Consider the following 22,985-nt stretch of genomic DNA (forward strand, 5'->3'; position numbering starts at 1 on the left):
GAAGATCATTGCTAGCTGAGCAAGGCGGTTGTGCCCGAGGCCCTTTCAGGCTCAACCGCAAGGAACGAATACCGGCGAATCTCGTGGTGCAACTCCCGCCAAAAGCACCGGCGCCAAAGCGGCACGCAAAAGATCTGCATGGCGTGCGCGTTTCCCATCAAGGCCCAGTAGATACGCAGAAGAAAGCCGGCGCTGAGTACATAGTCCTCCGTGAAGAACGCGGACGAGCGCTGATTTAAGCGATCTTTTGAGCCGGGACAGTTTCGGCGAAGGCGCGGATGATGGCACGCAAGAGTTCTGCGAGCCATCGCAGGAGCAGGCCGAAGTTGTAGCCGGCCGCGGCGAGGACGGCGTTGATGCGGTCACCGACGCTGCCTTTGAGATAGTTGCGGTCCATGCGGTGCTCGGCCTTGACGTGACCGATGACGGGTTCGACAGCCGCGCGAGGCTTCATCTCGCTCCGGATGGAAGCCGTGACGCGGCGAACCTGACCCGAGATCCAGACCCTGAACCGGTGCGGGTAGTTGTGGCCACGGTACCCTTTGTCGACGTGGATACGACGAGCCTCCACGCCGGTGAGCTTCTCCATGTCGGCGACCACGGGGCCGAGCGTGTGGCCGTCAAAGGGATTGCCGTGCAGCGCCTTGGTATGGAGCACGAACTGTCCACCCTTCGGGGACGTCACGGGGGTGGCGATACTGACCTTGCAGCCGAACTCGTAAGGCGCGCGGGCTTTGCCCTTGCCGATGCACTCGACCTCCGGCGCATGCAACGCATAGACCTTGGGGCCGCGCTGATGCTGATCCTGGCTGCGCACCCGCTGCGCCAGATCGAGCAGCGGGCCGAAGCGCGCTTCCAGCGCCGCATCGCCATCAATCTTGCGGCGGATGTCGCGGATGATCCGGCCAAGCCGCGTCCGCAGGAACTTGAGTTGGCGCCGGGCGCGCTTGAACTGGTGAGCGTGGGTATAGCGGCCGACCATGATGGCGGCGCGCTTGGCCAGGCGCAGATAGCTCTGGCGCAGCGGCACACGGTTGCGCTTGGCAAGCCCGACGAGCTTGGTGATGGCCCGATGCATCAGCCGCGCGTCGGTCGGATGGGCAACGGCCTTGGGCTGCACCGTGGTATCGACCACCACTCGCTCCAGGTCCTTGGGACCGATGGCGCCAGTCTTGTGTGCCACCGACAGACTTTCCTGGATCAACGCGACGAGCTGCTCCTCGCCGAGCCGCTGGCGCCAGCGCGTCATCGACGATCGATCGAACGGCAGCCGGTGGCAGAAGCTTAACTCGCCGCAGAAGTATTGGTAATAAGGGTTCTCGATCCAGCGGGCGCACAGCACCTCATCCGAGAGATTGTGCATGTGCTTCAGAATGAACAGGCCGGCGACAAGCCGCGTCGGTAGGCCAGGCTGCCCCGGCCCGGTTTGGCACACCGAACCAAAGCGGTCATCCAGAAACTTCCAGTCGATCAGCGCCGCCAACCGCACCAGCGGGTGGCCCATGTCGATGATTTGATCGAGCGCCGGAAGCAACAGGTCTTTCTGGCGATCATCCCGCGGTTTGCTCATCGCCGTCCCCAATGCCGATGACCCGTCCGTCAGGGAATCACGAATCGCTCGAAAGCAAAATCCCAAAACGCAAGAAACCGCGGCCCAACACCCGGCTTTCCTGCAAAATCGAATACTTTATCGAGACAACTTCTGCCTATCTCTCAGGCCGATCTGCATTCTTCACGGACGACCACATATCCCGCCGAGAAATGAGCAAAGCGGATATAGCCGAATAGAAAACCGCCGCTTGCCATTCCCCATATCGCCGGTGTCCCGGTTCCAATAAGATAGCCCGTTAAACTCAGTACCAGAATCGCGGCTGCATTAGCCCAATGCCAGAGTCGCACCAGCGCATAAATGTGGGCGGTGCCCCCACGGATGCTGCGACCAGCCAGTGCCGCATCGGCGGCGGCAAGAAACTTCTGAGCCCTGTCCCGCATGGGCCTAACGAACTCTAATTGAGGCCATTTCTTGACCCTCATGACTCATCACGTGCGTCGAGCAAGCCAAGCACGGATCAAAGGAGTGGATGGTGCGCAAAATCTCCAACGGGCGCTGCGGATCGGCCATCGGAGTGCCGATCAGCGAAGCTCCAAAAGCGCCAATATTGCCGCTTGAATCGCGAGGAGATCCGTTCCATGTCGTCGGCACGACACATTGATAGTTGTCAATCTTAGCGTCCTTGATCGTAATCCAGTGCCCGAGCGCACCGCGAGGCGCCTCAGTGAACCCGTAGCCTTTGGCTTCCTTGCGCCAGGTTTCCGGCCTCCACCTGCTGATATCGGCAGTTGCCGTGTTGCCCGCCTTGATGTTGATTACCAGCTTATCCTGGAAATGGCGCATCTGATGCGCCGCCCATTGGCATTCGAGCGCCCGCGCCGCAGTACGGCCAAGGGTCGAGAACAGCGCAGTCACGGGAAGATTGAGCCCCTTGAACAGTCTCTCGGCGGGCTCCTTGAACTCGGCTTTGCCTTGCGCATAACCGATAATGTATCGGGCCAACGGCCCAACCTCCACGGCGCGGCCGCGCCATCGCGGCGCTTTGATCCAGGAATATTTGCCGCCTTCGTCGAGTTCTTTAATATCTGTCTTGCTGCCTTTGAGTTTTGGCCCAAGTTCAAAACTCGGCTCGGTGATACCATCCCAGGGATGCAGTCCGCAGCAATGGCCGGGGTATTTATACCATGAATGCGCGACGAATTCCTGGATCTGTTCGGGATCACCATGGTCGATCGGCAATATCTCCTTGAGATTGCCATCAAGAATGACCCCGCGCGGCAGCTTGAAACTCTCGCCGGAACAGTCATTGGCCTTTTCGGGGATATCGCCATAGGACATCACGCTTTTGCTCGAAAGACCGCCGCCGTGGAGCCAGTCCTTATAGTACGAAAAGATCGCGGCAATGTCGGGCAGATAGACCTGCTCGACAAACTCGATCGAACGGTCGATGATGGAGGATATAATGTTCAGTCGCTCCATGCCGATTGCGCCCACCGCACCGATTCCGTCGATGTTGATCGCGCACGGCACGCCGCCCACCAGCCAATTTGGATGCGCCATAAATCGCTTGGGTTTTGACGATCTCCTTCTGGAAGTCGAGTGCTTCAAGATAATGAGCTACCGCTATCAGGTTCGCTTCCGGTGGCAGTTTGTAGGCCGGATGCCCCCAATAGCCATTCTTGAACGGACCGAGTTGCCCTGATCCGAAGAATTTGCCGAGCCGGATCTGTAGATCCTTGAAATAGCCAGGGGATGACAGCGGCCAGGGCGAGATAGATTGCGCCAGTGTAGAGGTCGACTTGGGATCGGCCTTGAGGGCGGAGACCACGTCGACCCAATCCAACGAATGGAGGTGATAGAAATGTACGAGGTGATCATGCACGAGCAGGCACAGCTGCATGATGTTGCGGATCGAATTTGCATTCTCCGGAATCGTTATTCCTAGTGCATTTTCAACCGCGCGCACGGAGGTGAGCGCATGGGTACCGGTGCAGACCCCGCAAATCCGCTCGGTGAACGCCCATGCGTCGCGCGGATCGCGCCCACGCAGGATGACTTCGATGCCACGCCACATCGTCCCGCTTGAGACTGCATTGCGGATCACATTGTCGGAATCGAGATTAGCTTCGATGCGCAGGTGGCCTTCGATGCGAGTCAGCGGATCGATAACGATTCGCTTGCCGGAACGATCGAGATTGAACCCATTCGGCGTCTGGACGGCCACCGTCGTTACCTCCTCAACTCGGCTTGCCTTTGTGGGCAGGGCGATCCGGCCGGTGCCTCAACCGCTTCGCGGCGGTGACCGCCGCGTGGGCAGCGACCGCTAGCCCCACCACGCCGGCAGCGGCCATGCCGATCTCGTCGGCGTTCTGCTCGATGCCGAACTGCTTGATGGTCGTGAGTCGGTCGTAAAATGACCCTTTATCCCAGAAGCCATCTTCGGAGCAGCCGAGACAGCCGTGGCCGGATTGAATGGGAAATGAAACGCCGCCGTTCCACCGAAGGGCCGAACAGGCATTGTAGGTGGTTGGTCCCTTGCAGCCCAACTTGTACAAGCAATAGCCCTTGCGTGCGTTGGTGTCGTCCCACTCTTCGACGAATTGACTAGCGTCGAAATGGGACCGCCGGTAGCACTTATCGTGAATGCGCTCGGAATAAAACATACTTGGACGCCCTTGGTGATCAAGCTTCGGAAGCTTTCCGAACGTGGTAATGAAAGTCACGAGGCCGCACATGACCTCTGCGATCGGCGGGCACCCGGGCACCTTGATGATGGGCCTGTTGGTGATCACCTTATCGATCGGCACCGCGCCAGTCGGATTTGGCTTGGCCGCCTGCACGCATCCCCAGGACGCACACGTGCCCCAAGCGACGATCGCCATGGACTCTTCCGCCATCGACGTGAGCTTTTCAACGAACGGCTTGCCGCCGTCAATGCAGAACATGCCACCCTCGTTCAAGGGCGGGTTACCTTCAACGGCAAGCACATATCCGCCTTTGTACCTGGCACGGGTTTCCTCCAGGATGGCCTCAGCCTGGTGTCCTGCCGCCGCCATGATCATATGGTCATAGTCGAGCGAAATCATCGACAGCAGCGCGTCCTTGATCAAGGGATGAGCCGAGCGGATAAAGCTTTCCGAGCAGCAGGTACACTTGAGCGCGGCGACAGGCTGGACGTTTAGAGCGATCGCCCTGGCAAACCTAAGATGATTCGTTGCCTCGCCCGGTACAATGTCTGTCGATGATGGCTAAGGTGAAGATTGTCGCAAATGCGAACATCACCATACCAGCGGCAACCACACTTCCTCGTGCCAGCGCGACTCTTGGACGTAGTCCACGACATAGGCCGACAACACCTTGGTGCGTCCAGGAATATTTCCGCCGATCATCATCACGACGCCGAATGTGCCTATCGTGTGAGAAAATCCAAGCACGGCCGCTTTAACGAGCTCCAGTCGCGCCAGCGGTGCGATGATAGCAACGAAGCCATACAATGGCGAAACACGCCCTGTCATTTCCAACGGGTGATCGCCAACCGCAAGAAAGGCGTTACGTATCGGCTGCACGACCAATGGCAGCGCCGAGAGCACCGATCCGACCACGATCCCGACGAAGGTAAGAGCGAGCGTGCGCTCGCCCCAGAAAGAGGCGAGAACGCCGCCGGGTCCGTCGGGGCCGAGCAGAACGAGTACGCAAAAGCCGAGAGCCGCTGGGGGTAGTACCAGCGGAAGGGCAATTAGCGCAGCGACAGCCTCGCTCAGAAAAGTCTTTGAACGCGCCAGCCACCAGGCGAGGGGCACACCAATCACGAGGAGGATCACGGTCGTCACGCTAGCGAGCTCTATCGTGAGCGCAATGGATTGCGAGATCTCTGACGAATCAAAATCTATGTGCGTCAGCCCGCCAACGAGCGCAGGTCGCCGTATCGCGATAGTGATTGCCTGCACGTCGGGCTGCCCAGCGATGTGGTGCGAATAGCCATTTGTTCGTGCGGCAGCTCGCTCTGTCACCCAAATTTACGCGCACCGTTTCTGCGAGCAAGAGCAGCATCGCAAGGCTCATCGGCAACTCCTGTGACAAGTCCGCTTCGTCCCACCCGACGGCGGCAGCTTCTCATTTGTCATCAGCAATTCGAGTGCCACGTGCGAACAGCGGCGGCGCTATGCTTATGTGAAAGCACTTTGCGTAGACGCCGACGTCACCGTGGAGTGGACCTAACGCTTTGTCAGGTTTCTGGCATCTTTGTTTCCAAGCGGACAGCAACAGCCGCCCAACGAAAACGGCAGACTCGACTCGAGAAATGCCTGTTTGGTTTGTCGGCGGCTCAAATCCCGCGCTCGCAGGGCCGGTAGCTGAACCGATCGCAAGAAGCCTGCCGGTCGGCAGCTACGCAAACGAAGTAGCTGAAAACTCGTCGTAAGGCTGGTTCGGCGACGCGGCAAAGGCGCGAGGGGCCGCGAGCGACGGCCGCTCCCCTGACCGGCTTAGCTTGCGCATCGTCAGCACAGGCGTGACCGCTTGCGGAAAAACGCAGTCATCCATCAGAGGTCCTACCCGGGCAACGCAGCTCCTAGCCAGACTTCCATTCGGTAAATGCGTTCAATCCAAAATATCAATTTTACCAACTGCACGTACTGCTGCATCGATCTCAACACTCCAGCATTCCGCTAATGCGCGCTACGCTGCAGCCTAATGTTCGACCTTGCGAACACGGCTAAGAGCACTCAAGCCGATGCCACCGAAGGGAGGCCATTGTCCGCGACTTTTTAGTCCGCCGCAGTTTGGGATTTGGTGCATATCTTGCTTAGCGAGAAAGGACAACGCAACTAAACGCCTGCCTTTGGAAAGACGCGCCGGCTCTCGGACGCGTCTTCAATCGCGCAAGGCTATAATGATTAGTCTCGTATGACACTGTCGCCTCTCACCGAGCCGCGGCACACATTCGAGTATATTCGGGAAGGAAGCGTCATGACCACCATGGCAACCGCGGCGCCTGTGCGCGCGTCGCAAGCTTGGTATAAGATACTCTACGTCCAGGTGCTGATCGCAATCCTAATTGGCGCCATGGTTGGCTGCCTATGGCCGTCTGTCGCCACAAACGACTGGGTCAAGGCGCTCGGTGATGGGTTCATCAAGCTCATCAAGATGGTGATCGCGCCCATTATTTTCTGCACCGTCACGTCTGGCATTGCGCATATTCAAGATGCCAAGAAAGTCGGGTGCGTCGGCGTCAAGGCGCTGTTCTATTTCGAGATCGTCTCCAGCTTTGCCTTGCTGTTGGGCCTTGCCATGGGCAATCTGGTCCGGATTGGCCATGGCCTTGCGGTCAAACCGGATGCTGCGGCGGTCGCCAATTACGTCAAGCAGGCGGAAGCCTCGAAAACCGTCGACTCTATTCTCAACATCATTCCCGATAGCGTGGTCGGCGCCTTCGCTCGCGGCGATGTTCTGCAGGTTCTCCTGTTCGCGATCCTTTTTGGCTTCTCGCTGATGGCGTTGGGAAAGCGTGGCGAGCGTCTGCGCGGCATGATTGACGACGTCGCGCACGCGGTGTTCGGGGTAATAGCTATTGTAATGAAAGCGGCCCCGATCGGCGCCTTCGGCGCCATGGCTTTCACAGTCGGCAAGTTCGGGCCCGCAGCACTCGGCAATCTGATCGGTCTGATCGCGCTGTTTTACGTGACTGCTGCCCTATTCGTAGTAGTCGTGCTTGGTCTGATCGCCCGCCTCGTCGGCTTTTCAATCTTCAAGTTCCTTATCTATATTAAAGACGAGCTTCTGATCGTGCTCGGTACTTCATCCTCCGAAAGCGCGCTCCCTCAATTGATGGAGAAGCTCGAGCGGCTGGGCTGCTCCAAGCCGGTGGTCGGGCTGGTGGTGCCGACTGGCTACTCCTTCAACCTTGACGGCACCAATATCTATATGACACTTGCAACATTGTTCATTGCCCAGGCACTCGGTGTCGATCTCAGCTTTGGCCAGCAGCTCACGATCCTACTAGTAGCAATGCTAACTTCGAAGGGAGCAAGCGGCGTCACCGGCGCAGGCTTTATCACGCTCGCTGCGACATTATCGGTAGTAAACCCAGCTCTGGTGCCGGGCATGGCAATCGTGTTTTCTATCGACAAGTTCATGAGCGAGGTGCGCGCCCTCACCAACATCATCGGCAATGGCATCGCGGCTGTGTTCGTATCCTGGTGGGAAAGCGAGCTCGATCACGTGACGCTGCAGACTCGGCTCAACAAGTCCACCGCTTCCACTACTATCGACACTACAAGCACATGAGGTAGGTCCCGGATCTGAACCGCCGCCATTCGGACACGAATACTCCCCATGCGCTCTCCGGCGCACAGCATTATTCCGCGCCGCAGCCAGGGCAGCTGCCCCTGAGAGGCTAGCGAGCAAAGAGGCAGGAGCTTTTTCAGGGTTTCGCTTTCGCACTCAAGGGCTACCGGCCATCTGAACGCTTGTGCAACATTTTTGCCAAGCCGATGACGGGACTGACGGACTAGTACCCGGAATCAGAGCTGAGTGATACGGCGGCCTTTGAAACGGCGTTGACGGACCTTTTTCTTGGTCCAGACGAAGGGCTCGGCTCTGTCGTTGTATGCGTTGACGTAGGCATCGATGTGTTCCTGAAGCTGCTTGAGGCTCGTGAAGGAGGTGCCGCTGAGCGACTGCCCCTGCAAGATGGAAAACCATACTTCGACCTGATTGAGCCATGACGCACTTGTCGGCGTGAAATGAAATTGCACGTTGGGGTGGGCCTTGAGCCAGTCCTCGTTCTTTTTATGGGTGTTGAGGTTGTCGAGGATGACGTGAAGCTTGCGGTTCGGAAAAGCCGCGGTGACGCTGTTCATGAAATCGAGAAACTCGACGCGGCGCCGGCGTTTTGAATGGGTCGCGATGATCTTTCCGGTGGCGACTTCGAGCGCCGCAAACAATGTTGTGGTGCCATGCCGCTTGTAATCGTGGCTTTGGCCGGTCAAGGCGCGGCCATTGGGCAACTTCAGATAACCCTGCGCTCGCTCCAAAGCCTGGATCGAGGGCTTCTCGTCCACGCACAGCACAATGGCCTTCGCCGGCGGCGCGACATAGAGGCCGACAACATCGGCGGCTTTGGCCGTAAAGTTCGGGTCGTTGCTCTCGCACCAGGACTTGCGAGCCACCAGGTCAATCTTGTGGCTGCGCAGGAACCGCCAGACATATTGGACATCGACATCGCCCAGCGCCTCGGCCAGCAGGGGGCCGGTCCAGCGCGCAAACCCTTGCGGTGGCGGCTTATCCAGCAGCTTCAGAATCCGCTTGTCGGTCGTCTTCGTATAGATCGGCTGCTTGCCAGGCCGCGGCTTGTCTTGCAGCCTTCAAGGCCATGGTCGGCATAGCGATGCCGCCAAAGGCTGACAATCCGCGGCTGGACCCCAACTTCCTTGGCGATCGACCGGGTGCTGCGCCCATCCGCCGCCAACAGAACTATCCGCGCCCGCTTCAAATCGCGCTGCAACGTCACCGGTGAGCGACAGCACGCCTCAAGCACCTTGCGATCTTTCCTCGAAAGGTGGACTTCTCTTGCTTGTACTAGGGTCCAGACTCAATTGAGCCAATATGCGACGAGAGCGGCGAGATGAACAGCGGCCAAAAAATTACGGGCGAGCTTGTCATATCGCGTGGCGATGCGCCGGAAGTCCTTGAGCCTGCAAAAGCAGCGTTCGATGACATTCTTTGTAGGCGCGTTTGTTGAAGCGATGGATGACGACACGGTTAGATTTATTGGGGATTACGGGCTTGGCGCCACGACGAATGATTTCGCCGCGAAGCTTGTCGCCATCATACCCTTTGTCGGCGAGGAGCACGCTCATGGGTGGCGCGAGCGCCAGGACATCGGGAGCCGCAGCGATATCGGCATCCTGGCCTGGAGTCAGATGCAGGACGACCGGCCGGCAGAGCGGATCGCTCAGCGCATGGATTTTTGTCGTGCGGCCTCCGCGCGAGCGGCCGATTGCTTGATTGTGCTCCCCCCTTTTCCGCCGGAGGCACACCGGTGAGCTTTAATCGAGGTCGAGTCGAGCGACAGTACGACGCCGTCTTCGCCAGGCTTGGCCAGCGCTTCGAAGATTGCGCACCATCGTCCTCGCTTGGCCCAGCGATTGAAGCGATTGTAGATCGTCGTGTAAGGGCCGTATTCACGTGGACAATCACGCCATCGTGCACCCGATTGCAGCATGTGAATGATGCCGCTGACGATGCGTCGGTCGTCGTCCCGATCCGGCCCCGTCAGTCCCCTCGGCAGATGCGGTTCGATACGCGCCCATTGCCTGTCGTTCAGCCAAAACAAACCAGCGCGCATTCTCTCGCCCCCGAATCAACACGTAGGCAAGAGAATCACGTGGCGCTATTTAGGTACAGACCCTAGGTATTGGTCCGCCTACGAAGATCCATATGCACGTCGCTCCACTTGCCTCACGCGGTTAAGGACGACGTAGGGATCCTGCGGACGCAGCTTGTCGTTCTCGTTACGATGCGCGCTGCGTTAGCAGAGCATGGTGGGTATGATCAGCGTGAATGGCACTCGACAAAGCCGTGGCGAGTCATACGAGGCTGCCCTGCGTTCTGCGACGCCGCTCGCTTCCAGCGGAACCAGTTTTTCGCAGCTAAAGCGCGATAAGATTGGAACGAATCATCATCGCGCGTAGGACTCGCGCGACTCCGGCTTCTGTGTCGGCAGGCGAACTTGCGCTTTCTTCGCGGGAGCGGCTGTGTCGGGGAGACGAGTGATTCGGCAGCTTTTTTCTGATCCTTGCCGGTCCGGAGGCGCGCCTTCGAACCTATCGGCTGAACTGAAACCACTGTCCTCATTCCGCGGGCCTAATGGGGCGCATTGGCCGTAGGCTCGAGCGATGCGCAAAAGCGGACGTTTCAGCTTCGACTAAAGTCGCGTCAGCGACACCTACTAAAGGTTTAGGACAAATATACGTATGTTTATAATGCGTTTTTTCCCCGCGCGTGCTGAGTTCGGCAGCCGATGATCGATCTTGCACACGCTAGCATGCGGACCCAAGTGTTCAAGATTGCCTCATTTTTGCCTAAAATGCTATAGCTCTCCCGCCGGATAACAGGCCGGACGGTCTCAAAATGTATAGGATCAGCAGTTTCAAACGTTCAGCCCCTCAGTTGACCTTGGGCAGCATAGCGCTAGCCGCGGTTACACTGGCTTGCGTTTACTTTCAGGCGCATTTCGCCGCCGCGGCGTTCGCCTATTTGTTAGTAGTCTTACTATTTTCGTTGATGGGCAGCTTCATCGCTTCATCAGCGCTTTGCATCGTCGCAATCGCTGCTCTCGCATACTACTTTGCGCCGCCGGCGTTTAGTTTACGAATCGATGATCCCCGCGATGTTCCTGTGGTTGTTGCATTTTTTATTGTCTCTGTTGTCGGAACGTACCTGATTGGAAAACTCCGCCAGGAAAGAGAGGCTGCACGTGTGGCTGCGGCCAAGCTTCAGCGGAGTGCCTCGGATTTGGAGGATCGTGAAAAACGGTGGCACGCAATTTTCGAGCACAATCCAGCCATGTACTTCATGGTCGATGAGGCCGGCATTGTCCTCAACGTCAATACGTTGGGCGCGACACAACTGGGATTTGCTTGTGCAGAACTATTGGGCCAATCCGTGCTCGACGTATTTCTGGAGGAGGATCGCGCATTCGTCCGCAAATGCATTCAGACGTGTCTTGAGGATGTTGGACAATCGCGCACTTGGGACGTCCGGAAAGTCAGGAAGGACGGTTCTGTATTGTGGGTGCGTGAAAACGCCAAGGCCATGCTTTGGGCCGGCGACCGCCCCGTCATCCTCATGGCGTGCGAAGATATTACGGAGCGCAAGCAGACCGAGCTTGCGCTGCAGCGGAGCGAAGCGCATTTGGCTCACGCGCAGGAGTTGAGTCATACAGGCAGCTTCAGCTGGAACGCCTCTACCGGCGAGGCCTTCTGGTCTAAGGAGACATTTCGGATTTTCCAAATCGATCTTCAGACGACACCGGCGCCACAACTCGTCATTGAGCGCACGCACCCAGATGATAGGGCTTCTGTCAAAGAGATTATCGATGAAGCGATGCGAGACCTGAGGGATTTCGAGCACGAGTACCGGCTGCTGCTACCTGACGGCTCCGTGAAGCACATCCATGCGCAGGCACGAGTCACGCGAACCGCCTCTGGTGAAATTGAGTTTGTTGGGGCAGCCACCGATATTACGGCAGCTAGGCGAGCAGAACAGCAGTTGCGCCGAAGCGAGGCCTATCTGGCCGAGGCCCAGCATCTCACTCACACAGGCAGCTGGTCCTGGGACGTCCACACACGAGATTTCGTTTATCGCTCCGCTGAGGTCGACCGCCTGTTTGGCTTTAACCCACAAGAGCCGGTTTCGCTAGAGACTATTCGATCGCGCATCCATCCGGAAGACTTGCCAGGGTTGCAGGAGGTGCAGCGTCAGGCGATTGACCAGGAGCACGAACGGTTCGAATATGATTTCCGTGTTATTCTGCCAGATGGCGGGATAAGGCGCATACACTCCGTTGCACACGTTGTCGTCGGCAGCGATGGTAATGTCAGCGAGCTGATCGGAACACATATGGATGTTACCGAGCAACACGCAGCTAGGGAACGCTTGGAAAACACGCTTGTAGCGCTGCGCGAGAGCGAACAGCGCTTTCGCGACTATGCCGAGACTGCTTCCGACTGGCTCTGGGAAACCGGGCCAGATCATCGGGTCACTCACTTGTCCGAGCACACCAGCGCTGCGGGAATTTTGGCGACAGGGTTAACGGGCCTGCTTCGCTGGGACATCGCGTGCGACATGGAAGAAGAACCGGAGAAGTGGCGTCAGCATCGGGCGACGTTGCAGGCACACCTGCCGTTCCGGGATCTCATCTACCGTACCGTAAATAGGATGGGATCTCCGATCTACGTCCGCACTAGTGGCAAGCCCTTCTTCGACGGAAACGGAAATTTTTTGGGCTATCGCGGCGTCAGCACTGACATCACCGCTACCATTCGCGCTGATCAGGCCGAACAAGAGCTGCGAAAGGCACAGGCGGAGCTTGCACATGTGACGCGTGTAACGACCTTGGGAGAAATGACAACTTCTATCGCCCACGAGATAACCCAACCACTCGCCGCTATCCTCAGCAACGCCGATGCGTGCCTCGGCTGGATGGCTCGCGATGTTCCCAATCTTGCAGCCGCGCGCTCTTCAGTCGAATGGATCATAGAAGATGCAATCCGGGCAAGCGAGGTGATCCGTAGTATTCGCGCACTCGCGAAAAAAGGCGAGATCGAGATGGTGCCGCTCGACATTAATCAGGTGGTTAGGGACGTCAGCGCGCTGGTAACACGAGAGCTGGTGAGCCACCAAGTGACGTTGCGAAGCGAGTTGGCGTCTGCGCTGCCTAGGGTCCTCGGTGATCGAATTCAGCTACAACAAGTGATCATCAATCTGGTGATGAACGGAATCGAGGCCATGGACGCAGTTACAGACCGGCCGCGTGAACTTCTGATTCAATCATCTACGGACGATCTGGGGTACGTGCAGCTTTCCGTGACCGATTGCGGCGTCGGGATCGCCGAGAATGACGCGGACCGCGTCTTGGACCCCTTCTTCACCACCAAATCGAGCGGCCTAGGAATGGGCCTTTCGATCTGCCGGTCGATCGTGGAAGCTCACGGAGGACGAATTTCAGTGGTTCAGAAAAATGGACCGGGCGCGACGTTCCAGTTTGCCCTTCCGCTGCATAAGGAGGCCATCTCGTGACAGGACGATTTGACTGGAGAGGCCAAGGCGGACATACCGAGGCTTCGACGAAGGCAATCGTCTTTGTCGTCGAGGATGACATCTCTATGCGTCGCTCGCTTACGAACCTTTTTCGATCGGTAGGCTTGGAGGTCGTGGCGTTCGGATCGGCCCGTGAAATGCTGCAGAGCACAATGCCGGACGTCACAAGCTGTCTAGTTCTTGATGTCCGGCTGCCGGGCCTGAGCGGCCTTGACTACCAGACCGAGCTCGCCAGGTTGAACATACACATCCCAATCATCTTCATTACCGGCCATGGCGACATTCCCATGACCGTCAGGGCCATGAAGGGAGGCGCGGTCGATTTTCTCAGCAAGCCCTTCCGCGATCAGGAACTGCTTGATGCCGTCGTTGCGGCGACCGAACGCGATCGCAAAAGACGAGAAGCTCAGCGAACCGTGGCGAACCTGAAATCTCTATTTGAGACCCTAAGCCCGCGAGAACAGGCAGTGATGAAACTGGTCGCGACGGGGCTGATGAACAAGCAGGTAGCCGCCGAACTTGGGCTCGCCGAGATCACCGTCAAGATCTACCGGGGACACGTAATGAAAAAGATGCGTGCCCGCTCGCTGGCTGACTTGATCAGAATGAGCGAGACGCTCGGAATTAGCGCCAATCACACTGAGCAAACCCAAGTATGATTTTACAATTCCATCACTTAAGCCCACTTTCGCGAAAGTGGCTGACGGTTTGGCAGCCGCTGCACTGCGTCGGGAGGGCTCATCTTGTCCACGCCTTTGATTTCCGTCGTTGACGACGACCCCTCGGTCCGTGCGGCGACAGAAAACCTTTTGAAATCGCGTGGCTACGTCGTGCAGATATTTGCCTCGGCCGAGGCGCTCCTGCGGTCGCCGCGGTTGAACGAGATATCCTGCGTCATAACTGATGTGCAGATGGCAGCGATGAGCGGGCTGGAGCTGCTGGCAGAGATGCGGACGCGTGGTTACCAAGCACCCTTCATTTTCATTACAGCTTTCCCCAACGAGCGCGTACGCGCGTCAGCCTTGGACGCCGGAGCGATCGGCTTCCTCGCCAAACCATTCGGCGTACAAGAGTTACTCAAGTGTCTCGACAGCGCACTGTAGGCATATGGCGACCGAGGCCGCATCTGATTCGATCAACTGCGCGTTCTTGTCCGATCTAACGACGATCACGCACCGGGCAACCTCTTTGCGGCCGGAACCGCGACCTGCCCTAACGTTATTAGGAGCTAATTCTTGCCCGCCAAAGCTTTACCGGCTACTGTCGGCTGCAAAACAACCTTTGACCTTGCGAGAGACGGAGGGTACGCCGGCTCGATTCATTCCAGGTCGTGATCAAAGTAATGCCGGCCCAGAGCGATCAGCGCCCCTAGCATTTAACTCCACCTGGAGCGAAGTTATATGCTCCATTGCAGAGCGGTTCCCGAGAGCGCTCGGCAAGCACGAGATTGGTTGTGCTCAGCCCAGCCGCGGTGACGACGAAATGGAGCTTCGCCAGGACGCCCCTCATGTCTTGGTCACCGCTTTTCCGGTGAAAGCGCTTTGAACGATGCCCAGCCCAAGGAATTGTTACGTCCGCTGACGCGTGCGGGTTGGACTTGTCTATAGGGCCGCCGCTTCGTTATCGATTCCCAGCGCGCCGGCTATCGTCAAGCTCCCACATCATGTGTGGCAGACCTCTGGTCCAACCCGTCAAACGTGCTCGGCGCAACACGTCCCCACCACGGCCGGGCTATCACACAGGTGTCCTCGCCGCAGCGAGCATCGGCAGCAACTGGTTTGTACTGTAGCCCCCAATTTCTTAAGGCAAACAAATCAGTCAGCAACTGCTAAGCTAAGGAGGACCGTAAGCGGAGCTTTTCTCCCATTTGATTGACTGGTTTCGCTTCGGCTTTCGCTCTGCGATCCTTGGCTTGTCAGAGAGCCGAGAGGAGACTGAAGGCGATGGAACAATCGGGGGAGGAAGCCGAAGCTGATGGCTTTGTGGGGAAGCTTACGCGCCGGACGCGTTCTGGAGGCCGGTTATGGTCTGCGGAGATCAAGGGGCGCGCTGTTTTCGAGAGCATGAAGCCCGACGCCCGGGTATGTGATGTCGCACGGCGTTATGGTGTGAAGGCCCAGCAGTTGACGACGTGGCGCAGATTGGCGCGTGCTGGCCGGCTCGCATTGGTCACGGACGACGCGGCGGATTTCGTGTCGATCGAGCTGAGCGATCCAGTGGCGTCAGGCAAGAGCGAGGGGCCCGTCGAGATTACGATTGGCAAGGTTTCGGTCCGCCTGGATGCGGACGTGTCGGCGGTGCGGATCGCGGAGATCGTGACTGCGATCGAGCGCGGCGCATGATCATTCCGGCGCAGGGACTGCGGATTGTGCTTGCTGTGCGTCCTGTTGACTTCCGGTGCGGGCACGACGCGCTGGCCGGTCTTGTGCAAAACACGCTTGGGCTCGATCCGCATTGTAAGCGACGTTCGCGTCCCATTCGCAAAGGTTTGGCGTGGGGATTGCAGTCTGTTGATCAACGTGTTTGCAAATCGTTGGCGGGGGGTATGGAGGCGGCAACGACGGAGAATTACGAGGTGCGGCCGAACGACCAGGGCAGGAGCTCGTCGATCCGGGACTGCGGGTGACCGGTTGCGATCGCTTTGAGCGTCGCTTTCATCCAGACGTAGGGCTCCACGCTGTTGATTTTGCAGGTGGCGATGAGCGAAGCTATGCGCGCCCATGAACGACCACCTTCGTCGTGACCAGCAAATAAACTATTTTTACGCGTCAGAGTCAGCGGCCTGATTTGATTTTCGACGGGATTGGTGTCCATCTCAACGCAACCATCGTCGAGAAACAAGGTGAGGCCATCCCAATGGTTCAGGAGATAGGCGATCGCCTTGCCCATCTCGCTGCCCGGCGACAGGCGAGCGGCTTGCTCGCGCAGAAACCTCTCGAGTTCAGCGACGAGCGGCCGTGATCGCTCGTTACGGGTCGTTTGCCGAGCCGGGGCGTCGGCGCCACGGATCTCCTTCTCGATCGCATAGAGTGCGGCGATGCGCGCGAGAACGGCTTCGGCGATGGGTGAGCCGGCTTTCGGAGTCGCTGCGATGATCTTGCGCCTTGAGTGGGACCAACATGCGGCCAGCCGCAGCGGCACGCCGCCTTTGCGCTTGGGCCGTGCGAGCCGATGATAGCCCTGGTATCCGTCGACCTGAAGGATGCCGTCGAAGCCCTCGAGGATGCGCTCAGCATGGTCACCACCGCGTCCTGGCGCGTAGTGGTAGACCACGATTGGTGGATCAGCGCCGCCGTGGCCGCGATCGTCGCGCAGGACAGCCCACAGATAGCCGGTCTTCGTTCGGCCCCGGCCCGGATCGAGCACAGGCGCCCTGGTCTCGTCTATGAACAAGCGGCCCGATTGCTTCATCACGACGCTCATGCGCTCGACCAGCGGCGCGAGGTGGAAGGCGACCGTTCCCATCCAGTCTGCCAGAACGGCGCGATCGATGAAGATGCCATGCCGAGCCAGAACCTGCGACTGACGATAGAGTGGCATGTGCTCGCTGAACTTGGCGACCGCCACCTGCGCCAGCAGCGCCTCGGTGGGGATGCCACCCTCCACGAGATGGGCGGGCGCCGGCGCCTGAGCAACACCGGTGCAGCCCTTTGCGCAGGCGTAGCGCGGTCGCACCGTCTCGATCACACGATACTGGGCGGCCATGACATCGAGACGGCGGGAGCGATCCTCGCCGATCTGGACCATCCGGCCGCAGCCGCAGGGACACTCGAGGTTCTCGGGTTCGATCACCTGCTCGATGCGCGGCAGGTGCGCGGGAAAGGCACGGGCAGCGCGCCTGGTCCGGCGGCTGGACGGCGCCGTGCCGGCGCGGCGCGCACGATCGTCCTGGCGTTCCTGGACTTCGGCGATGGCAATCTCGATGTCCTCGAGAACCAGTTGCATCTGATCGGGATTGAACTTTTCCGAGCGTTTACCGAAACGTGCGCGCTCGTACTCCTTCACGAGCAGTTCGAGGCGTTCGACGCTCTCTTTGGACGCAGCCAGTTCACTCTCGACATGAAGGCGCGCCGAGCATTCATCGTCTGCGCGACGACGCTCGGCTTCAATCATCGCTTCCTGCGCGCGGAAGAGCGCGCGCAAATCGGCGGGCAGCGCTGCAAGACGGGCGGGATCAATGGGGGACGGCGGCACATCCGCAAGCTATCATCCCAAAGCCCCGCGCGAAACAGGTTGGCGGGTCTGAGTCAGTTCGCCGCAGCTGGCGTCGCGACAATCCGTTCGCCCACTCAACGCGCGTCAGATGCATGACGCCGTCGCTGATCTGCGGCCACTCGAAACGACCATCGCGGCCAAGGCGCTTGTAGACCAAAACGAGGCCCGTGCCGTCCCATAGCAAAATCTTCAGCCGGTCGGCGCGCTTCGAACGAAAAACCACGATCAGGCCCGAATGCGGATCGAGCCCAAGCGTGTTTTGCACAAGACCGGCCAGCGCGTCGTGCCCGCACCGGAAGTCAACAGGACGCACAGCAAGCACAATCCGCAGTCCCTGCGCCGGAATGATCATGCGCCGCGCTCGATCGCAGTCACGATCTCCGCGATCCGCACCGCCGACACGTCCGCATCCAGGCGGACCGAAACCTTGCCAATCGTAATCTCGACGGGCCCCTCGCTCTTGCCTGACGCCACTGGATCGCTCAGCTCGATCGACACGAAATCCGCCGCGTCGTCCGTGACCAATGCGAGCCGGCCAGCACGCGCCAATCTGCGCCACGTCGTCAACTGCTGGGCCTTCACACCATAACGCCGTGCGACATCACATACCCGGGCGTCGGGCTTCATGCTCTCGAAAACAGCGCGCCCCTTGATCTCCGCAGACCATAACCGGCCTCCAGAACGCGTCCGGCGCGTAAGCTTCCCCACAAAGCCATCAGCTTCGGCTTCCTCCCCCGATTGTTCCATCGCCTTCAGTCTCCTCTCGGCTCTCTGACAAGCCAAGGATCGCAGAGCGAAAGCCGAAGCGAAACCAGTCAATCAAATGGGAGAAAAGCTCCGCTTACTCCGCATTCGGGCCTGATCGTGGTTTTTCGTTCGAAGCGCGCCGACCGGCTGAAGATTTTGCTATGGGACGGCACGGGCCTCGTTTTGGTCTACAAGCGCCTTGGCCGCGATGGTCGTTTCGAGTGGCCGCAGATCAGCGACGGCGTCATGCATCTGACGCGCGTGCAGTTCGAAGCGCTGTTCGATCACCCATGTTGATGCCCCTCCTTGTTAGGCTGACAGATTCTTAGATCAAGTTGCGCGATGACGTGGTTTCGAAGGTCTCCGATGGCGTGAAGAACGATGGTGTATTCGGGAAGAGATAGGCGCCGCTGGGCTGGCGATCAATTAGCAAACGCTTGGTTCGGATCTGAACATAGAGCCAGTTTACTGGAATCTCGAGCCTTCGGGCCAGTTCGGGCGGGCTGAGGTATGAGTCGTCATGCTCCCATCGGCTGCGCTGGGCAGTTACCTTGATGGCGGCGGCACGACGGAGCCGCCCAACGGTGATAGGCAGCACCTTATCGGCGCAACGGGGAGAGCGGTGACCTTCCCGAGTAAGGATTGTGGCGATCTTGTCGTCTGGGACGCCGTCGCGAGCGAGCGTCAGAAGGCGTTCCCGCATCTCTGTGCCTCGCGTCAATCTGGTGACGGAGTTGACGCTCATCTTCACTTCGAGCTCCGTCACGGCGCCTCCCCGCCAGACGATCCTAGCCAGGGCCAAGTCGCGCTCACCGCGGTCGAGAACGACCTTTTCGATGAGACATCGCAACAACGCCTTGCGATGCGCATCCGAGATAGTCTCGTCACCCCATATCTGCGGGAGGCGGCCGGTGAGGCTGATGACCTTGTCGTTGAGCTCCTTGCTTATGGCCACTTGTGTGATGGCTTTGGGCGGCGTCTGTCGGGCAAGCGCCTCTTCGGCGGCGCGCACGTCGTTTAGCGCCGCTTCCCATCGACGCTCGAGTTCCGAGGCGACCAACCGATTATCTGGATCAGCTCGGTTGAACTGCCGTTCGGCGAGCGCCGCCGTGTATCGCTTGCGCTCGAGCTCTCGTTCTGCACTGGAGCGTAGCGCATTGTTCGTCTGCTGCTGCACCCGGCGGGAGCGCGACAAGGCATCGAGTTCGGCCGGCGCTAGTGCGGTTAGGAATGCGTCGCCAACGGCTGCATCGATATGGGCGGCGCGGATGTGTTGGCAGGTTGGCTGACCTTCCTGGGTACGCAGGTGATTGCATACATATTCGCCGCCGCCCTTGTAGCGGACGTACATCTTATGGCCACATCGTGCGCACCAGGCAATGCCGTGGAGCAGGAGCTCGCCATTGCGAGGCGCGCCGCGGGTTTTGATGCGCATGTATTCGGCTCGGTTATCTCTGATGACGGATCGGATTTTTTCATAAATTGGCCAGTCGATATAGGCTGGATATCGATCTTTAACGACGATCCGCCACTCCTCCATCGGCCGCGGAGCCTTTTGTGGCAGGGCCCCCTCCCGCTTCGGCGGCCGGAAGCGGGTTCGTCCATAGACAAAGGCGCCCGCGTATGCGGGGTTCTTCAAGATCGCCGCGACGGCAGCCAGCGTCGCGCGCGTCCAGCACAAATCGCCATATCGATCACGACGCGGCAGTTCCAGGTCACGCTCGTTCAACGCTCGCATGACCTTGGCAACGCTGCGCAGCTGCAGGAATAACTGGAAGACGAGACCGAGCCGCCCTTGCACGGCCATGTCGGGATCCTTAACGACCACACCGCTCGGGTCCCGCATCAGCCCGATTGGCAGCATAACCGCAAGTTCGCCGCGTTCGGCTTTGGCCAGCAGGCCGGCGGTCAGCCGGCTGCGGATCGTATGTAGCTCAAGCTCGGAGATCGAACCCTTCAGCCCGAGAAGCAACCGTCCGTTGGGAGTGCCCGGATCATAGACACCATCGCGGTCGGCGATCAGGCAGCCACGTAGACCACAGATATCCAGGAGCGGATACCAGTCGGTACAATTACGCGCCAAGCGGGTCACGTCGATCGACAGGATGAGTCCCACTTCACTCAGGCCAACACGGCCAACGAGTTCCTTGAAGCCGTTACGCTGTGCTATAGACGCGCCGCTCAACCCGAGATCGGCATCAATCACGTCGATGGCCGCCTCACGCCATCCGAGTTCGCGGGCGCGCTGGCGAAGCGCGTATTGAAGGCGCAGGCTCTCCTGATTGCTTACGACCTGATGGGGCGTCGACTGCCGGATGTAGACTACGGCTTTGCGCGCCAAGTGGCTTGGTGTGACCAGCTCGGACTTCATGAGGGATCTCCGCCAAAATTGCGGCGACGTCTTCGACGATCTGGCGTCGGAGCGCGGGCGTCAGCGTCGACCAAAGATCGGCTGGATCCATGCTCATGTGCGTCGGGACAATCCGCTGTCGATAAAAGCTCGAGTAGAGCCTCCATACTCAGCTTAATCTGATTTGCCTCTTGCTCATAATATTCGATTGCGGTTGCTTGAATCAGAAGACTGCTTCCTGCGCGATACTCAACTTCATACGAAGCGGGAATGCCTCGGCCTCGCTGACCGATCTTCCTAATCACTCGATATGAGCGCCCCCACAAAGGATGGTGGGGGTCCCGAACCTCGACCACCTCCGGAAATGATTCGTCAGACTCACTATCAGGGACATTCCTCAATCCCCTCGAGGAAGCGAGTGGGCGAACGGATTGTCGCGACGACGCCAGCTGCGGCGAACTGACTCAGACCCGACAACCTGTTTCGCGCGGGGCTTTGGGATGATAGCTTGCGGATGTGCCGCCGTCCCCCATTGATCCCGCCCGTCTTGCAGCGCTGCCCGCCGATTTGCGCGCGCTCTTCCGCGCGCAGGAAGCGATGATTGAAGCCGAGCGTCGTCGCGCAGACGATGAATGCTCGGCGCGCCTTCATGTCGAGAGTGAACTGGCTGCGTCCAAAGAGAGCGTCGAACGCCTCGAACTGCTCGTGAAGGAGTACGAGCGCGCACGTTTCGGTAAACGCTCGGAAAAGTTCAATCCCGATCAGATGCAACTGGTTCTCGAGGACATCGAGATTGCCATCGCCGAAGTCCAGGAACGCCAGGACGATCGTGCGCGCCGCGCCGGCACGGCGCCGTCCAGCCGCCGGACCAGGCGCGCTGCCCGTGCCTTTCCCGCGCACCTGCCGCGCATCGAGCAGGTGATCGAACCCGAGAACCTCGAGTGTCCCTGCGGCTGCGGCCGGATGGTCCAGATCGGCGAGGATCGCTCCCGCCGTCTCGATGTCATGGCCGCCCAGTATCGTGTGATCGAGACGGTGCGACCGCGCTACGCCTGCGCAAAGGGCTGCACCGGTGTTGCTCAGGCGCCGGCGCCCGCCCATCTCGTGGAGGGTGGCATCCCCACCGAGGCGCTGCTGGCGCAGGTGGCGGTCGCCAAGTTCAGCGAGCACATGCCACTCTATCGTCAGTCGCAGGTTCTGGCTCGGCATGGCATCTTCATCGATCGCGCCGTTCTGGCAGACTGGATGGGAACGGTCGCCTTCCACCTCGCGCCGCTGGTCGAGCGCATGAGCGTCGTGATGAAGCAATCGGGCCGCTTGTTCATAGACGAGACCAGGGCGCCTGTGCTCGATCCGGGCCGGGGCCGAACGAAGACCGGCTATCTGTGGGCTGTCCTGCGCGACGATCGCGGCCACGGCGGCGCTGATCCACCAATCGTGGTCTACCACTACGCGCCAGGACGCGGTGGTGACCATGCTGAGCGCATCCTCGAGGGCTTCGACGGCATCCTTCAGGTCGACGGATACCAGGGCTATCATCGGCTCGCACGGCCCAAGCGCAAAGGCGGCGTGCCGCTGCGGCTGGCCGCATGTTGGTCCCACTCAAGGCGCAAGATCATCGCAGCGACTCCGAAAGCCGGCTCACCCATCGCCGAAGCCGTTCTCGCGCGCATCGCCGCACTCTATGCGATCGAGAAGGAGATCCGTGGCGCCGACGCCCCGGCTCGGCAAACGACCCGTAACGAGCGATCACGGCCGCTCGTCGCTGAACTCGAGAGGTTTCTGCGCGAGCAAGCCGCTCGCCTGTCGCCGGGCAGCGAGATGGGCAAGGCGATCGCCTATCTCCTGAACCATTGGGATGGCCTCACCTTGTTTCTCGACGATGGTTGCGTTGAGATGGACACCAATCCCGTCGAAAATCAAATCAGGCCGCTGACTCTGACGCGTAAAAATAGTTTATTTGCTGGTCACGACGAAGGTGGTCGTTCATGGGCGCGCATAGCTTCGCTCATCGCCACCTGCAAAATCAACAGCGTGGAGCCCTACGTCTGGATGAAAGCGACGCTCAAAGCGATCGCAACCGGTCACCCGCAGTCCCGGATCGACGAGCTCCTGCCCTGGTCGTTCGGCCGCACCTCGTAATTCTCCGTCGTTGCCGCCTCCATACCCCCCGCCAACGATTTGCAAACACGTTGATCAACAGACTGCAATCCCCACGCCAAACCTTTGCGAATGGGACGCGAACGTCGCTTACGGAGGACCGAGGAGACAGCATTGATGTCTCCTGTTCAGAACGTA

At 59.3% G+C, this 22,985-nt stretch carries 13 protein-coding genes and 5 pseudogenes; 7 read left to right on the top strand and 11 right to left on the bottom strand.

What is annotated here, in order from left to right:
- Positions 1-235: 235 nt before the first annotated feature.
- From ACFLEY_RS43540 to ACFLEY_RS43560, 5 genes and pseudogenes are all read right to left on the bottom strand, one after another.
- Positions 236-1,570, bottom strand: coding sequence for an IS5 family transposase (locus tag ACFLEY_RS43540; RefSeq protein WP_060909258.1), 1,335 nt, complete (start codon positions 1,568-1,570; stop codon positions 236-238).
- Positions 1,571-1,740: 170 nt separating this feature from the next.
- A pseudogene (locus ACFLEY_RS43545) lies at positions 1,741-2,034 on the bottom strand (Ni/Fe-hydrogenase, b-type cytochrome subunit); the annotation flags it as partial.
- Positions 1,997-3,776 (bottom strand): annotated as a pseudogene (locus ACFLEY_RS43550) (nickel-dependent hydrogenase large subunit). The pseudogenes ACFLEY_RS43550 and ACFLEY_RS43545, both read right to left, overlap by 38 nt.
- A 13-nt stretch (positions 3,777-3,789) precedes the next feature.
- Positions 3,790-4,710 (bottom strand): annotated as a pseudogene (locus ACFLEY_RS43555) (hydrogenase small subunit); the annotation flags it as partial.
- Positions 4,711-4,830: 120 nt separating this feature from the next.
- Positions 4,831-5,382: a molybdate ABC transporter permease subunit gene (locus ACFLEY_RS43560; RefSeq protein ID WP_396604438.1), complete on the bottom strand. Its 552-nt coding sequence runs from the start codon at positions 5,380-5,382 to the stop codon at positions 4,831-4,833.
- A 1,138-nt stretch (positions 5,383-6,520) separates the two neighbouring features.
- Here ACFLEY_RS43560 and dctA point away from each other — a divergent pair.
- Complete coding sequence (dctA, locus tag ACFLEY_RS43565; protein ID WP_060912748.1) at positions 6,521-7,837, top strand: C4-dicarboxylate transporter DctA; 1,317 nt, start codon at positions 6,521-6,523, stop codon at positions 7,835-7,837.
- Between the two features lie 236 nt (positions 7,838-8,073).
- On the opposite strand, the pseudogene ACFLEY_RS43570 reads toward dctA, so the two are convergent.
- Both ACFLEY_RS43570 and ACFLEY_RS43575 read right to left on the bottom strand, forming a co-directional pair.
- Positions 8,074-9,089: pseudogene (locus tag ACFLEY_RS43570) on the bottom strand (IS630-like element ISRj1 family transposase).
- Between the two features lie 54 nt (positions 9,090-9,143).
- Positions 9,144-9,921 (bottom strand): annotated as a pseudogene (locus ACFLEY_RS43575) (IS5-like element ISBj2 family transposase).
- A gap of 763 nt (positions 9,922-10,684) precedes the next feature.
- Between ACFLEY_RS43575 and ACFLEY_RS43580 the strand changes: the two are divergent.
- From ACFLEY_RS43580 to ACFLEY_RS43595, 4 genes are all read left to right on the top strand, one after another.
- Entirely contained in the window at positions 10,685-13,354 is a 2,670-nt protein-coding gene (locus ACFLEY_RS43580) for a PAS domain-containing protein (RefSeq protein WP_060909275.1), read from the top strand.
- A complete protein-coding gene (locus tag ACFLEY_RS43585; protein WP_011084526.1) occupies positions 13,351-14,034 on the top strand; it encodes a response regulator transcription factor in 684 nt (227 codons plus the stop codon). Before ACFLEY_RS43580 ends, ACFLEY_RS43585 begins: the two co-directional genes overlap by 4 nt.
- A gap of 84 nt (positions 14,035-14,118) precedes the next feature.
- Positions 14,119-14,478 carry a response regulator transcription factor gene (locus ACFLEY_RS43590; protein ID WP_060909276.1) on the top strand — a complete coding sequence of 120 codons (360 nt, stop codon included), beginning with the start codon at positions 14,119-14,121 and terminating at the stop codon, positions 14,476-14,478.
- Positions 14,479-15,318: 840 nt separating this feature from the next.
- On the top strand, positions 15,319-15,717 hold the full coding sequence (locus tag ACFLEY_RS43595) for a transposase (protein ID WP_026192391.1): 399 nt from the start codon (positions 15,319-15,321) through the stop codon (positions 15,715-15,717).
- Positions 15,718-15,943: 226 nt separating this feature from the next.
- Here the strand turns inward: ACFLEY_RS43595 and tnpC (ACFLEY_RS43600) are convergent, their stop codons facing one another.
- The 3 genes from tnpC (ACFLEY_RS43600) to ACFLEY_RS43610 all read right to left on the bottom strand — a co-directional run bounded on the left by tnpC (ACFLEY_RS43600) (position 15,944) and on the right by ACFLEY_RS43610 (position 18,337).
- Positions 15,944-17,488 (bottom strand): IS66 family transposase, encoded by a 1,545-nt coding sequence (gene tnpC / locus ACFLEY_RS43600; protein WP_224517700.1) that lies wholly within the window; start codon positions 17,486-17,488, stop codon positions 15,944-15,946.
- A 61-nt stretch (positions 17,489-17,549) separates the two neighbouring features.
- Complete coding sequence (gene tnpB, locus ACFLEY_RS43605; RefSeq protein WP_396604439.1) at positions 17,550-17,942, bottom strand: IS66 family insertion sequence element accessory protein TnpB; 393 nt, start codon at positions 17,940-17,942, stop codon at positions 17,550-17,552.
- Complete coding sequence (locus tag ACFLEY_RS43610) at positions 17,939-18,337, bottom strand: transposase (protein WP_026192391.1); 399 nt, start codon at positions 18,335-18,337, stop codon at positions 17,939-17,941. The genes tnpB (ACFLEY_RS43605) and ACFLEY_RS43610 overlap by 4 nt, the downstream gene beginning before the upstream one ends.
- Positions 18,338-18,454: 117 nt before the next feature.
- Between ACFLEY_RS43610 and tnpB (ACFLEY_RS43615) the strand changes: the two genes are divergently transcribed.
- Positions 18,455-18,634 (top strand): IS66 family insertion sequence element accessory protein TnpB, encoded by a 180-nt coding sequence (gene tnpB / locus ACFLEY_RS43615; protein ID WP_396604440.1) that lies wholly within the window; start codon positions 18,455-18,457, stop codon positions 18,632-18,634.
- 28 nt (positions 18,635-18,662) lie between these two features.
- Here tnpB (ACFLEY_RS43615) and ACFLEY_RS43620 read toward each other — a convergent pair whose 3' ends face one another.
- Positions 18,663-20,708, bottom strand: a complete 2,046-nt coding sequence (locus ACFLEY_RS43620) for a recombinase family protein (protein WP_396604441.1) — start codon at positions 20,706-20,708, stop codon at positions 18,663-18,665.
- Positions 20,709-21,284: 576 nt separating this feature from the next.
- Between ACFLEY_RS43620 and tnpC (ACFLEY_RS43625) the strand changes: the two genes are divergently transcribed.
- On the top strand, positions 21,285-22,829 hold the full coding sequence (gene tnpC / locus ACFLEY_RS43625; protein ID WP_224517700.1) for an IS66 family transposase: 1,545 nt from the start codon (positions 21,285-21,287) through the stop codon (positions 22,827-22,829).
- Positions 22,830-22,985: the final 156 nt, after the last annotated feature.

Origin of the sequence: Bradyrhizobium sp. YCK136, from assembly GCF_044570075.1 — a bacterium.
GTDB classification, from domain to species: Bacteria; Pseudomonadota; Alphaproteobacteria; order Rhizobiales; family Xanthobacteraceae; genus Bradyrhizobium; species Bradyrhizobium diazoefficiens.

Excerpts from the sequence above, each read along its gene's own strand:
- ACFLEY_RS43540 (WP_060909258.1), bottom strand. The coding sequence starts at position 1,570 with ATGAGCAAACCGCGGGATGATCGCCAGAAAGACCTGTTGCTTCCGGCG.
- dctA (WP_060912748.1), top strand. The coding sequence starts at position 6,521 with ATGACCACCATGGCAACCGCGGCGCCTGTGCGCGCGTCGCAAGCTTGG.
- ACFLEY_RS43580 (WP_060909275.1), top strand. The coding sequence starts at position 10,685 with ATGTATAGGATCAGCAGTTTCAAACGTTCAGCCCCTCAGTTGACCTTG.
- ACFLEY_RS43595 (WP_026192391.1), top strand. The coding sequence starts at position 15,319 with ATGGAACAATCGGGGGAGGAAGCCGAAGCTGATGGCTTTGTGGGGAAG.
- tnpC (WP_224517700.1), bottom strand. The coding sequence starts at position 17,488 with ATGATTGAAGCCGAGCGTCGTCGCGCAGACGATGAATGCTCGGCGCGC.
- tnpB (WP_396604439.1), bottom strand. The coding sequence starts at position 17,942 with ATGATCATTCCGGCGCAGGGACTGCGGATTGTGCTTGCTGTGCGTCCT.
- ACFLEY_RS43610 (WP_026192391.1), bottom strand. The coding sequence starts at position 18,337 with ATGGAACAATCGGGGGAGGAAGCCGAAGCTGATGGCTTTGTGGGGAAG.
- ACFLEY_RS43620 (WP_396604441.1), bottom strand. The coding sequence starts at position 20,708 with ATGAAGTCCGAGCTGGTCACACCAAGCCACTTGGCGCGCAAAGCCGTA.
- tnpC (WP_224517700.1), top strand. The coding sequence starts at position 21,285 with ATGATTGAAGCCGAGCGTCGTCGCGCAGACGATGAATGCTCGGCGCGC.